Annotated in this window: 13 protein-coding genes; 2 read left to right on the forward strand and 11 right to left on the reverse strand. The window is 71.8% G+C overall.

The window, feature by feature from the left end; translation table 11 throughout:
* Window positions 1-32: 32 nt before the first annotated feature.
* Complete coding sequence (locus tag AC5P1B_RS09000; protein WP_493886063.1) at window positions 33-962, reverse strand: 4Fe-4S domain-containing protein; 930 nt, start codon at window positions 960-962, stop codon at window positions 33-35.
* A 239-nt stretch (window positions 963-1,201) separates the two neighbouring features.
* Between AC5P1B_RS09000 and AC5P1B_RS09005 the strand changes: the two genes are divergently transcribed.
* The gene (locus tag AC5P1B_RS09005; RefSeq protein ID WP_493886064.1) at window positions 1,202-1,984 is read left to right on the forward strand and encodes a DeoR/GlpR family DNA-binding transcription regulator; all 783 of its coding nucleotides are present in this window, start codon (window positions 1,202-1,204) and stop codon (window positions 1,982-1,984) included.
* A gap of 96 nt (window positions 1,985-2,080) precedes the next feature.
* Here the strand turns inward: AC5P1B_RS09005 and AC5P1B_RS09010 are convergent, their stop codons facing one another.
* The 9 genes from AC5P1B_RS09010 to AC5P1B_RS09050 form a co-directional block, all read right to left on the reverse strand.
* Window positions 2,081-2,416, reverse strand: coding sequence for a DUF7848 domain-containing protein (locus AC5P1B_RS09010; RefSeq protein ID WP_493886065.1), 336 nt, complete (start codon window positions 2,414-2,416; stop codon window positions 2,081-2,083).
* A gap of 11 nt (window positions 2,417-2,427) precedes the next feature.
* The gene (locus AC5P1B_RS09015; protein ID WP_493886066.1) at window positions 2,428-2,826 is read right to left on the reverse strand and encodes a hypothetical protein; all 399 of its coding nucleotides are present in this window, start codon (window positions 2,824-2,826) and stop codon (window positions 2,428-2,430) included.
* Window positions 2,827-2,954: 128 nt separating this feature from the next.
* Complete coding sequence (locus tag AC5P1B_RS09020) at window positions 2,955-4,196, reverse strand: helix-turn-helix domain-containing protein (RefSeq protein ID WP_493886067.1); 1,242 nt, start codon at window positions 4,194-4,196, stop codon at window positions 2,955-2,957.
* Between the two features lie 117 nt (window positions 4,197-4,313).
* A complete protein-coding gene (gene efeB / locus AC5P1B_RS09025) occupies window positions 4,314-5,573 on the reverse strand; it encodes an iron uptake transporter deferrochelatase/peroxidase subunit (protein WP_493886069.1) in 1,260 nt (419 codons plus the stop codon).
* Complete coding sequence (locus tag AC5P1B_RS09030) at window positions 5,570-7,564, reverse strand: copper resistance CopC/CopD family protein (RefSeq protein ID WP_493886071.1); 1,995 nt, start codon at window positions 7,562-7,564, stop codon at window positions 5,570-5,572. The genes efeB and AC5P1B_RS09030 overlap by 4 nt, the downstream gene beginning before the upstream one ends.
* 5 nt (window positions 7,565-7,569) lie before the next feature.
* Window positions 7,570-8,007 carry a copper chaperone PCu(A)C gene (locus tag AC5P1B_RS09035; protein ID WP_493886197.1) on the reverse strand — a complete coding sequence of 146 codons (438 nt, stop codon included), beginning with the start codon at window positions 8,005-8,007 and terminating at the stop codon, window positions 7,570-7,572.
* Between the two features lie 107 nt (window positions 8,008-8,114).
* The gene (locus AC5P1B_RS09040) at window positions 8,115-8,777 is read right to left on the reverse strand and encodes an SCO family protein (protein WP_493886072.1); all 663 of its coding nucleotides are present in this window, start codon (window positions 8,775-8,777) and stop codon (window positions 8,115-8,117) included.
* A 515-nt stretch (window positions 8,778-9,292) separates the two neighbouring features.
* Window positions 9,293-10,102 carry a YcnI family copper-binding membrane protein gene (locus tag AC5P1B_RS09045; RefSeq protein WP_493886074.1) on the reverse strand — a complete coding sequence of 270 codons (810 nt, stop codon included), beginning with the start codon at window positions 10,100-10,102 and terminating at the stop codon, window positions 9,293-9,295.
* Window positions 10,103-10,208: 106 nt separating this feature from the next.
* Complete coding sequence (locus AC5P1B_RS09050) at window positions 10,209-11,060, reverse strand: hypothetical protein (protein ID WP_493886075.1); 852 nt, start codon at window positions 11,058-11,060, stop codon at window positions 10,209-10,211.
* A gap of 612 nt (window positions 11,061-11,672) precedes the next feature.
* On the opposite strand from AC5P1B_RS09050, the gene AC5P1B_RS09055 reads away from it, so the two are divergent.
* The gene (locus AC5P1B_RS09055) at window positions 11,673-12,197 is read left to right on the forward strand and encodes an ATP-binding protein (protein ID WP_493886077.1); all 525 of its coding nucleotides are present in this window, start codon (window positions 11,673-11,675) and stop codon (window positions 12,195-12,197) included.
* Here AC5P1B_RS09055 and AC5P1B_RS09060 read toward each other — a convergent pair.
* On the reverse strand, window positions 12,194-12,541 hold the full coding sequence (locus tag AC5P1B_RS09060) for an MBL fold metallo-hydrolase (protein ID WP_493886079.1): 348 nt from the start codon (window positions 12,539-12,541) through the stop codon (window positions 12,194-12,196). The two genes, AC5P1B_RS09055 and AC5P1B_RS09060, sit on opposite strands and share 4 nt — an antisense overlap.
* Window positions 12,542-12,545: the final 4 nt, after the last annotated feature.

A 12,545-nucleotide genomic window follows, 5' to 3' on the forward strand; every position in this document is an offset into this window, starting at 1 on the left:
TGATTCCTGACCGCCTCGGCCCGCCTGGGCGTTCACCAGCGCAGCGCGGTGAAGTCCACGGGCCGGGGCGTCAGGGCGCGCGTCCGGTCCGTCAACCGCCGCATCCGTTCGGCCATGTCCCCGCTGGGCAGCTGCTTGCGGTCGCCGTGCCCCGGAAGGAGCCAGGTGAAGCGGAGCTGGCCGGCCGTCCTGGCCAGTGACGCGGCCAGTTCCCGGATGGAGTACCAGGTGACGCTCTCCGCCACCTCGATGTCCCCCGTGGAACGCGACCAGTAGAAGCTGTCCCCGCTGAAGCAGTACCGCTGGTCCGCGACGTAGAGGACGCTGCCCCGGGTGTGGCCCGGGAGCGGGTAGGCGAGCACTCCCTCGCCGATCTCGACGGTGCTCGTGCCGCGCATGACGCGGTCGGCGTCCGGGGCGGCGTCGAGGTCGCCTTCGTGTATCCACAGCCGGGCGCCGAAGTGGTCCGCGTACTGGCGGCCGTGTGCCGCGTGGTCCCGGTGGGTCAGCAGGACGTCGGTCACGCTCCCCGCGGCCTCGTACCGGGCGGCCAGCTTCCGGCTCCAGCGAGGCGTGTCCACCAGCATCAGCGTCCCCGAGGGCCGCCGGAGCAGGTAGGAGTTGGCTCCGGCGGTGTGGGTCGAGTTGTGCCCGCAGAGGGAGACGGTCTGGTCGAGGGGGAGCGGGAAGGGGTCCGGTTCCGGGTCCAGCCGCCCGGCGGTGTGGCGGATGGAACGGGTGTGGCAGGCGAGCGCGGCGGCGTGCAGCTGCCGGGCCTCCGCTTCGTCGCGCGGCTGGCGCAGCACCTCGGACCGGCCCTCGACCTCACGGACCAAGTCCGGTGCGAGCTGCCTGGCGACGTCGCAGTTCGTGCAGCGGTCGTCCACGTACCAGCCGGTTCGCCCGGCGCCCCGCGCCGGTGCCGGGTGGCTCCTGTGCGCGTCGTCCACCGTGTCACTCATGCGGTGCCCTCCTCGCGGTCTGTACGGGTGTGGTGACCAAGGGGTATCCCGGCGGCCGGGCGAAGTGGAAGGGGGGTCGGGTCTTGTTTCTGGCGCCCGCCACGCCTCTCACGGCCCGGACAGGAAAGTCGTGAACATGACAACGAGTCCCCTGCTAGGTCCGTGCGCCGACGCGCGAGATCATGCTTTCCGTCAGGACACGCGGCGCTGACCCCGCGTCCGCGAGGTGTGGAGGTGCAGTGAACCGGTACGAACGGCACAACGTGCTGCTTGGGCTGCTGGCGGAGCGGCGACAGCTTGAGGTGGACAGCGTCGCGGCCGAGCTGGAGGTCTCTCCGGCGACGATCCGCCGCGACCTGGACCACCTGGCCGAGCAGCGGCTGCTGACCCGTACCCGGGGCGGGGCGGTGGCGCACACCGTCGCCTACGATCTGCCGCTGCGGTACAAGTCCATGCGGCACGGCGCCGAGAAGGAGCGCATCGCCGGGGCGGCCGCCGCCCTGGTGGACCGGGGCATGGTCGTCGGCCTCAACGGCGGGACCACGACGACCGAGGTGGCCAGGGCGATCGCCACCCGTACGGACTCCCCCGACAAGGCCGACGAGCCGGTCGTCACGATCGTCACCAACGCGCTGAACATCGCCAACGAGCTCGCGGTGCGGCCGCACGTGAAGATCGTGGCCACGGGCGGCGTCGCGATGCCGCAGTCGTACGAGCTGATCGGCCCGCTGGCCGGGCACATCCTCCGGGAGATCAGCCTCGATATCGCCTTCATCGGAGTGGACGCGCTGGACGCCGACCTTGGCGCCAGCGCTCACGACGAGGGAGAAGCGAGCATCAACGCACTTCTGGCGGGCCAGGCCCGCAAGCTTGTTGTCGTGGCCGACAGCTCGAAGCTCGGGCACCAGGCGTTCGCCCGGATCTGCCAGACCGGTGCCATCGATGTGCTGGTCACGGACACGGGTGCGCCTGAGCAGGCGGAGCGGTTCGAGGAGCTTGGCGTCACCGTCGTCCAGGCGTGACGCGACCCTTCACCCCGGGCGGGCCTGGCCGCCTCCTGTGTCCTCAAGCGCCGGACGGGCTGGTTTTGGCGGGTTGGTTTGCCGCTCCGTGTGTTCTCAAGCGCCGGACGGGCTGGGTTTGCCGGGCTGGGTTTGCCGCCTCCGGTGTGCTCGATCGCCCGACGGGCTGGAGTAGTCGGCGGGCGGGCTGGAGGAGTTGGTCCGGCCGGTGGCGGCCTGCTCGTCGCGGAACACGCGGGTGTAGTCGGTGACCACCCGCCGGAAGAGGTCATGCCCGGGATGGCGCCCGGTGTGCCGCAGGCACCAGTCCTGGGCGTCCTCCTGCCGTTCCCGCCCGCCGGACTCCTGGCGGCAGCCGACCGTCATGCAGAACGCTTCGTACGTCACGGAACCCTCGGGAGCCTGGCGGATGGTGTGCTGCACGAACGTCATGACACCGCGGCTCATCCGAACGCCTCCGCCGGAAGCCGCGGGCCGTCCCCGTCCGTATCCCCTGTCTCCCGTACGGGCAGCCGGGCGCCCCGGCTCTCCGCGATGCGCAGGGCGTCGACGAGGCATTCGGAGAGCCTCGCGCACGCGTACCGCAGTTCCGATGCTGCCGCACGAGGATCGCGCATCAGGATGCCGACATGCCGCAGGACCTCAGTGCCCATGGCGAGCTGCACGGCCTCCATATCGTCGGCAAGCCGTTCCAGGCGTTCATCGGAGAGGGCGGCTGTGAGGTAGCACGGCTCCCCCTCCTCCGTCACCCAGGGAAGGAGCCGCTGCCGCGTCATGCCCGCAGCCGCGTCGCCCAGTTCCCTGCGCCGATGGCGCTCTCCGTCTGTGCGTTGTTTGGTCATCGTGTCCCCAAGGGGTTCGCTCGGTGAACGGGACACATCGACCGTAACGAGCTGACATAGCGTCAGACCATGGGCGCACGACGGCGGTTCGGGTCAGCGCGTGACGGAGGTGCTACGGAGCGTTGCAGTTAGCCGAGGACTCCCAAGTAGGTGGCCATCTCACGCATGTCGCTGGTGAGGGTTCGCTTACGCCTCTTCAGGATCTCCTGCATGGTGTCACCCGCCATGGACTGATGCTTGATCCATTCCGGGGAGCCGCGTCGTACGTCCTTCAGCTCGTCCATAGCCGCTGTCAGGTCTCTGGTGCGGGCGTACGCGCGTGCAACGTCGAGCCGGTGGCGATTCCAGTTGTCGTCACTAGGGCGCCCCAGTCGCTTCCACGCCTTGGGCGACATGGTGTCCTCGGCGGACAGGCGGACAACCGTGCGGGAATCTCCGATGATCATGGAGTCCTCCGCGTTCTTCATGCCGACAGTGACCGGGCCGAACGTCGTCCAGTGGCGGAAGTAGGAACCGGTGAATTCCTGCCCCACGGCCGCAGCCGCCACGTTGGCGATGCGGTGATACTCCTTGGCCTCGCCCGGCCGGTTGTTCCGTACGGCGGCAGCGGACGCACGCAACATCAGCCATCCCCACGCGGCACACTCCTCCGGCGTGGCCCGGGACAGCGTCGGCTCCATCACGTCCGCTGTGGAGGCTGCCAGTCGCTCCGCCTCCCCCAGGCGTCCCTGGCGCAGGAGAAGCCAGCACATGCCGATAACCCCTGACGCACCGGTGAGCGTGTCCCCCGCTGCCCGCGCGTCCGCGACGGCACGGGAAAGGGCCGTGTACGCGAGATCGTATTGCCGGACCTGCGTCAGGTACCGGCCCGCCAACTGGAGGACCTCCGCACGGGCGAGCAGTGCCTGCCGGTGTTCCTCCCCGTTGCCGTAGTACGCCACGGCGTCTGCGGCGTCCCGGATGAGCTTGGGGAGTTGGGCGGCGACGCTCTTGTAACGGTCCCCGTGGTAGAGCTTGGCCCCGTCGTACACCGCGCGCCGGAAGGCCCGCAGGTTCGGCTCCTCGTCCGTCTCCGGGGGCGCGTCCGACAGCCCCACGGGAGGCGTGAGGGCTGTACGAAGGTCGCGGAGATTCAGCCGGTTGGGGTCCTCTCCCCGTACCGGTTCGGGTTCGTCCGGCGCGATGAGCTGCGACGTGTGAACTCCCAGCGCCCGAGCCACCGCGTGCAGGGTCTCCATGCGGACGTTGCCGCCCTGTTCCAGCTTGCTGATGGTCCCGGTGGACAAACCCGCTCGCTCCGCCGCGTCCTCCTGGCTGAGCCCCGCCGCGCGCCGGTACTTCTTGACGTTCTCCGCCTGATCCGTCGTCATCGGCTCACCACCCTTCCGGACCAAGGTACGCCCCGGGCTGGGCAGTTCGCCGCTGCACGAACAGGGCCCGACGGCCGGGGGCGCTCCGATACGGCAACGCCCCACCCGCCCCCGCCGCTACCCCTCCAGCAGTGGCTGCCCCACGTAGCCGCCCGGTTTCGCGGCGGGTGGGACCGCGAACAGGCCGCTCGACTCGTGCCGCAGGAAGCGCGACAGGCCGTCTCCCCGGTCCAGCTTCCGCTGCACCGGGACGAAGCCCTTCATCGGGTCCGCTTGCCATGCGATGAACAGCAGCCCCGCGTCAGGGGCGCCGTCGTCGCGGAAGCCGTCGTGGTACGAGTACGGGCGGCGCAGCATCGCCGCGCCCTGATTGGACTCGGGTGCGGCGACCCGTACGTGCGCGTCGCCCCGGATGGCGATGGCCCCGTCCTTGGTGAACTTCTCCAGGTCCACGGGCGTCGTCTCGGTGCCGCCGGACAGGGGGGCGCCGTCGGACTTGCGGCGGCCGATGACCTGTTCCTGGCGCTCCAGGGAAAGGTGGTCCCAGGAGTCCAGGAGCATGCGGATGCGGCGTACGACCGCGTACGAGCCGCCCGCCATCCACTCCGGTGAACTGTCCGTGCCGCCCTTCGGGACGAAGATCCGGCTGTCGAAGTCGTCGTCTTCCGGCTTCGGGTTGTTCGTGCCGTCGATCTGGCCCATGAGGTTCCGGGCGGTGCGGGGCTCCTTCGTGGCGCCCGGGGTGCGGTTGAAGCCGTTCATCTGCCAGCGCAGCCGGGCGGTTCCGTCGGCCTGCTTCTGGAGGAGGCGCAGCGCGTGGAAGGCGACGAGTCCGTCGTTCGCGCCGATCTGGAGCCACAGGTCGCCGTCGCTGCGCTGAGGGTCGAGCGCGTCGGCGGAGAACTTCGGCAGCGGGGTCAGCGCCTCCGGGAGCCGGTCCTTCAGCCCTGCCTTGGCGAAGAAGGTGCGGCCGAAGCCGATCGTGACGGTCAGGGAGGAGGGGCCCGCGTCCAGCGCGATGCCGGAGGCGTCGTTGCCCGGCGTCTCGCCCTCCGTCAGCTCCACCGCCGTCTGCGACCAGCGGCGCAGCAGCGCCGCGGCAGCCTTGCGGTCGGCGTTCGCCGCGAGGTCGAAGGCGACGAGGTGGCCGTGGGCCTGGTGCGGGGTGGTGATGCCCGCCTGGGGCGTGCCGTACGGGCGGCGCTCGCCGTGGAAGGCCACGGTGGACGAGCCGAGGGCGGTCAGGGCGGTGGGCGCGTCGTCACGGGTGGCGCGATCGGTGGCGACGCCGCCCGCGCCACCGGCGAGGAGTCCGGCGGCGCCCGCCGCACCGGCTGTGCCCAGCAGGCGGCGTCGGGAGATGGGGTCGTGTGTCATGGGCCGACCTTCACGGTGTCGGTCTCCGTCACCTGGTCGATGTCGGAGGTTCGTACGGTCAGGGAAACCTGCCAGTCGCCTGGCATGGGGAGCTGGACGCCGGTCGCACTCCAGTGACCGGTCGATACGTGGTTGAGGGACACCGAGAGCGGGCCGATGTCCTTCTCCTTCAAGGTGAGCGACGCCTTCAACTCGGGGACGTCGACCGGGCGCCCGGCAGCGTCGGTGAGGTACGCGTGGAACTCGTTGTCGCCGGAGCGCGCCGGGTCCAGGGTGATCTCGGCGGTGCCCCGTCCGCTCTTGCTGCCCGTGTCGTACGGGATCTCGACCGTGGTGGGCCCGGCGGTGGCGGCGGCCCTGGCGGCCTTCTGCTCGGTCTCGGCGCGGCCGGGCTGGGTGCCGGTCAGTACGGTCGTCACGGCCAGCAGGACGACGGCGATGGCCGTCTCGGCCGCGATGGACTTACGCAGCCCGCTGCGGCCGGGGTCGGCGTCGCGGTCGCGCCGCGCGCGGGTGGCACGCACGGCCGCCCGTTGCCTGGCGAGCTGCGCGGCCCGCTCGGCACCGGGCTTGGTTTTCGCCGTGCTCGCCGCGGGCTTGTTGTTCGTCGCGGGGGTGGCGCCTGCGGCTGTCCGCCCAGCCGGGGCGTCGTCGAGCCGGGCCGTCCAGCGGCGGGAGTACCAGCCGACTGCGACGAGCACCGCTACCAGCCCGATCTTGACCAGCAGCCAGCGCCCGTACTCGGTGTCCGTCAGCGCTCCCCACGAACCGACCTGCCGCCACGACTGGTAGAGCCCGGTCGCGGCGAGGGTGACGACGGAGGTGAAGGCCAACTGGGAGAAGCGCCGGACGGCCTGCCGGGGTATCCGGCCCCCGGAGCGGAGGGCGACCAGGAGCGCGGTCAGCCCGCCCAGCCACACCGCGACGGCGAGCAGGTGCAGCACGTCGACCGGCATCGCCAGCGACGACTGGATGCCGACGGAGGCGTGCTCGGCCATGGCCCAGGTGGCGGCGAGGCCCATCGCGACGGCAGCGCCTCCGATGCCGAGGCCGAAGGCGAGGTCACGCCGCCGGGCGGCCTCGCGCGCGGCCACCGCCTCCCGCCCGCCCGCACGGCTGCCGTTCCCGTACCCGTACCCGTTGCCGTTGCCTCGGCCGCCGGGCGGGGCGCTCGCGTCATGCGCGTACGACCCGAAGAGCACGGCGACGAAGACGGCCGCAGCCGCGAGCAGCAGCAGCCTGGAGACCAGGGCCGCGCCGGGCTTGGTGTCCAGCACATCCCTGAGAACGCCGAGGTCGAACGCGGCACCGACCCCCTTGCCGTTGCTCGTGTACGGGCCGCGCAGCATCAGCAGGGCGACGGTCGCGGCGAACAGCGTCGCCCAGCCGGTGGCCGCCACCCGCTGCACGCCGCGCGTGGAGTAGCAGCGCCCCGCGAACACGCACGCCCCGACGAGCAGGACGAACCCGCCGTACGCGGCGTACCTGGCGATGCCGTACAGCGCGGAGACCGTGTCGTCGGGTTCCGCGCTCGGCAGGACGACCGTGGTCTTGGACGGCGCCCCGATGGAGAAGGTGAACGCGCCGCCCACCGGGTGACTGTCCTCCGAGACCGCCTGCCAGGCCACCGTGAACGTGCCGTTCGGCAGCCCGGCCCGCAGGCCGACGGCGGCCGTCGACGACTTGCCGCCCACGTGCGCCGGTTTGCCGTCGTCCACCCGCTTGCCCTGCGGGTCCAGCACCCGCACCGAGTTGTCCGAGAGCAGCACCCCCTCGGAGAAGGTGAGCCCGACGTGGTCAGGCGCGGTCTTGAGGACCGTCCCGTCGGCCGGGTCGGTCGCCGTCAGCGCGGCGTGCGCGGCGGCCGGCGTCGCACCGAAGCTGAGCGCGCACAGCAGTGCGGCGAGCAGCGTCCCGAGCACGGCCGAGACCCGCCGCGCACGCGGAAGGCCGGGCGTGCTCCGGCCGGGGAGGGAGCGGTTCGCGGGCATGCGGGTCAGTCCTCGGGGCTGTAACTCGTGGGCTTGACCGGGACCGTGACCTTGATCGGACCGGACGTCGCGAAGTGCAGCGTCAGCGTGACCTTCTCACCGGCCTTCGGCTTGTGCGTCAGCTGTCCCAGCATCAGGTGGTTCCCGCCCCGGGACAGGGCGAGTTCTCCGTCGGCGGGGACGTCGAACGCCGTCACCTTCTTCATCGTGGTGCCCTTGGTGGCGTGCATCGTGACGTCGTCGGACAGCGGCGTGGTGACGGAGGTCAGCCGGTCGCCCTTGCCGCCGGTGTTCTTCAGCTTCAGATATCCGGCGGCCATGTCCTTGGTGGGCGGCTGCGGGAGGTATGCGCCGTCCACCGACAGGGCGGGCCCAGCGGTGCCGCCGGAGTCGTCATCCGATCCGCAGGCCGTGAGCGTGACACCGGCCAGGCCCAGCGTCAGCGAGACGGCCGCGGCGACCGTCGTCTTCCGGACCCGGACCCGGAACCGGAAGCGGCCCTGGAGCCGGTCCTGGAACCGGCGTATCGGGGAAGCTCGCCGTACGTCGCTCACGGGTTCTGCCCCTTGACGATCTTCGGGAACTCCCGGGCGTACGCGGCCGAGGTGGTCTCCGTCATGTAGAGCCAGTGGCCCTTGTCGTCCTTCGGGGAGAAGCCGACGACCTCGGCGCCGTGGTTGACCGTGATCGACCCGTCCGCCTCCTTCTTCGGCTTCTCGATGAGGATGCCGAGCGGTTTGGCGGCGGCCTCGATGGTCTCGAAGTCGCCGGTCAGCCCGGTGAAGTCGGTGCCGCCCTGCCCGTCGAGCCAGCTGCGCATCCGCTTGGGGGTGTCGCGCTCGGGGTCGGTGGTCACGAACACGACCTGGAGCTTGTCGCGGTCGGCCTTGGGCAGCTTGCGCTCGGCGGTGGCGACGTTGCTCATCACCATCGAGCAGACGTCGGGGCAGTACGTGTAGCCGAAGTAGACGAGCGTGGGCTTGCCCTTGGTCTCCTTCAGCAGGTCGAACTTCTTGCCCTCCGTGTCGGTGAGGACCAGGTCCGGCTTCTTCTTGGGCGTGTCGAGCACGATCGCGCCCTTCGCCTTGGAGGAGCTTTCCGAGGAGACGGAGGCGACGGGCTTGTCGTCATCGGAACCGCCACCGCAGGCGGCGAGGGTGAGGCTGAGCGCGGTGACGGTGGCCAGGGCGGCGCCCGTGGTCTTGGTGCGCATGGAGTTCTGCTCCAGGTGTGGTGAGTGGCCTGATGGTGTCTGGGGTGAGGGAGCGAGGGGAGTGAGGGGGATGAGGAGGGGCGAAGGGGTGAGGTCTGTGGACGGGGGGACTGGACGGCGGTGTGCCGGGCGGCGGCGCGCCGCCAACCGTGCGACGGCGACCGTGCCGTTGCGGGCGGTGCCGCGTACCGGGTGGTCGCGGTCCGTACCCGAGTGCGGCGGTCGGCCGACCGGGAGACCGCCGCGCGCAGCGCCAGCCGGTAGTAGCCAGCCGGTAGCCGGTAGCCGTGGCTGGTGACCGTGGCCGGTGACCGGTCAGGGGTGGCCGGTCACGGGTGGCCGGGGTCGGCCGGCCCGCTTCCGGACACCGTCACCGGCCTCCGGTGACCGGAGGCCGCCGGAGCCCCCGCCAGCCGCCGCTCAGCCGTACAGCTGCCCGCCGACCGCGCCCCGACCGCTACCCGAACCGCTACCCGAACCGCTACCCGGCCGCTCGCCGGTCGCGGTGCACGGCGTCAGGCCGACCGGCGGCGTCCGGCGAGCACGCCGAAGGCGACACCGGCGATACCGGAGACGATGCCGACCACACCGAGCACCCGTGCGGTGGTGTCGCTGCTGTCGCCGTCGTCATCCGAGTTCTTCGTGGCCGTCTCGGAGTCGTCGTCGCGCTTCTCGTCGGCCTTGTCGTTCTTGTCAGCGTCGTCGGACCCCGCCCCGTGGCTGCCCGCGCCGTCCGCCGGTGCGACGAGCTTCAGCACCGGCGCCGGGGACGTGGGCTCATCCCCGCCTGCCTCGGGCACCTCGATCCAGCGGACGACCTCCTTGTTGGAGTACGTCTGGAGCGCCTTGAAGACAAGCTGGTCCGCGTCCTCGGGCAGCTGGCCGATGGAGAGCGGGAACTGCTGGAACGTGCCCGGCTCGACGCCCTTCTTGTCAGCGGTCCACGTGACCGTCCTGGCGGCCTCGGTGATCTTCTTGCCGTGTGGCTCCAGCGGCTTGTCCAGCTTGGACTTGGTGACCTTCACGTCCCAGCCCGGGACTGGCTGCGGCATGACCGAGGTGAGCGGATGGTCGGTGGGGAGGGTGACCTCAAGCTTCACGGTCGAGGCGTTCTCGCGCTCGTTCGGCACCTTGAAGTTGACGGTGCTGTAACCGCCCTTCTCGGCCTCGCCCGGCTGCACGCTGACGTGCGCGAGGGCGGGGGTGGCGAGGAGGAGTACGGCACCTGCGGCGAGGCCGCCGGTGACGGCCAGCCGACGGCCGCGTGGCGTACGGGCCTGGGAACCGGTGGCGGCGGCGGTGGCGCCGGTGTGTGTGGCGTTCATGAGGAGACTCCGGTGACAGGAGGAAAGGGGGAGGGGGAGGTGGATGAACCGCGTCGTGGCGACCACGCGGCACCGCCCCCGGCCTTGCCGGAGTGGGAACTGCGCTTCAGGCCGCCAGGTCGTACCGCGGCGGGCCCCGCCTGATGACCGCGTGGTGCAGCGCGAGCACCCGCGGCCGCGCCTCGGCGGGCCCGTGGGAGCGGGTGGGTCGCGGATCGGGGCCGGTAGCCGACGCCCTCGGCAACCCGGCGCGCAGCGCTCGTACGAGAGCGAGGGCGGCGCGCAGGGTGCGTACGAGGGTGGCTTCGGCGACGCCGCGCTCCGGGGCCTCCGCCAGGGCGATGACGCGCCACAGGGCGGCGTCGCCGCGCCGCAGCAGCCAGCCCGCCGCGAGCGCGGCGAGCAGATGGCCGAGCAGCATGGGCAGGGAGGGCGTGATGGCGTCGAGGACCGTGCCGGAGTGGGCCGACGCGGCCGGGTCGATGGCGGCGCCCGCGTGGCGGGCGGGGTCCAGACCGGCGTCGGTGACGATGCGGCGGGCCTCGGCGACGGTGAACCGCCCGGGCGGTTCGTTGCACATCAGCTGGGCGGCGAGGCCGATGAGCCTGCCGTCAGCGCTGTCGCCGGTCACGCCGGGGGGCAGCGCGGCCCCGGCCGCGTGGTGCCCGGCGTGCGCGCCGGAGCTGGGCAGCATGCCCGCGCCGCGCTGGGCGAGGGCGAAGAGTGTGTGCAGCGCGAGCTGCCCGGCGGCCAGCCCCGCGGCGATGCCGGGCAGCGTCCGTTCCCGTCCGGCGAGCGGCGCGACGACCGCGAACACCGCCAGCCAGCCGACCCCCAGCGTCCACAGCGGCACGGCGGCGCAGGAGCCCAGGGCGTGCCCGCCCGCGGACAGGGACACGCAGGCGGTGGTGAAGATCGCGGCCCGCAGCATCCGCAGGCCGGCACTGGCGCGCGCCACCGGCTCATGGAGCGCGGGGCTCCCTGAGGGGTGGTGATCGGGTGACGTGCGGCAGTACATGGCTGCGCCATCATCCCATCGACCGGGGAGCCCGCCCACGGCAGGGTACGGACCGCGCGTCTCCCGGACGGCTGCCCGCCACCCCCGGGGCAGGGCCTCCACAGGTGAGGACACGGTCCCCAGGAGCCATCGCGGGCGGACGTTCCCGGCCACCGCGCCAGGGGCACGCGCCGCCCACGCGCGGGCGCGCACCGGGCCTGACGCACGGCCGGTCATCTGCGCCCCGCGCCCCGCGCACGCTCCCGAGGCGGGGGCAGCTTCCAGACGCCGGACGCGCGCTCCCACTCCTTGCCACCGGCGTGCGACTCCCTTTCGGCGCGTCGTCGGCGCTTCACCGGTGCTTCGTGGGCGCGTCGTCGGCGCTCTGTCCGTACCGAGTCGCCGCGCGTCGCCTCCCCGGTCCCGGGCATGGCTTCTCGCCCCATGCCCATACACCGCTGGAAGCGGCGACGCATCCGCCGAATGAGCGTAGTCACATCACCGATGTGCTTACGGACCATGGAGTCAGGCAATACGTATCGGTATGTCGAGCCGCGGCCTGGAGGCTGGAGCATGAGCATCTGGTGGTCTCTCCATCTGCGGCGCGAGGCTGCGAGCGTTCCGCTCGCCCGGCGGTTGCTCCTGGGCGCCATGGAGACAGCGGGTGTCGATCCCGATGTCTCGTACGACTTGTCGCTCGCCCTGTCCGAAGCGTGCGCGAACGCCGTCGAACACGGCGGGGACGCGTCCACCTCGGACTACCGGGTGACGGCCTACATCGACGGCGACACCTGCCGCATCGAGGTCACCGACTCAGGGCCCGGATTCCCGAAGCCGTCGAGCACGCGCGTGCCCCGCACCGCCCCGCGTCCGTTGTCCCCGCCCCAAGCCCACCCGCAACACCCGTCCCACCACCCCGTACAGCAGATGACCTGCGAAACGGCCCCCTCGCAGGCTGAGCACGGGCGAGGGCTGTTCCTCATCGAGGAGCTGACCGACCGCGTCCGCTACCGGAACCGTTCGGGGCGCAGCGGCGCGATCGTCAGCTTCGACAAGATCCTCAAATGGCGGGAGGACGCCCTGCTTCCGGCGCTTTAGGCCGTGTCCGGCGGATCGTGCGGAGGGGAGCGGGGGAGTCCCTGCCCCTGCCCCTGTCCATGCGTCGCGGAGCGCGCCTCGACGAAGTGTCGCTGCGTCCACTCGGGCTCGGCCATCGGATAGTCGGCGTTGGTGAACGCGGGCCGGTCGCTGCCCGGCGCCGGGTGCCAGGCCCATCCGAGGTGGTCGATGTGCAGTTGGGTGATGGCCACCGCTTCGATCTCCTGCGGCGTACGGCCGAGCGCGGCCAGATCGTCCAGGAGCGCGCCACCGTGGATCGCGTCGTGCGCGTTGCCCGGCTCCGCCGGGAGCGACTGCGGACCGAACCCGGCGTCGATCAGCATCGCC

The organism is Streptomyces sp. A01 (assembly GCF_059026195.1).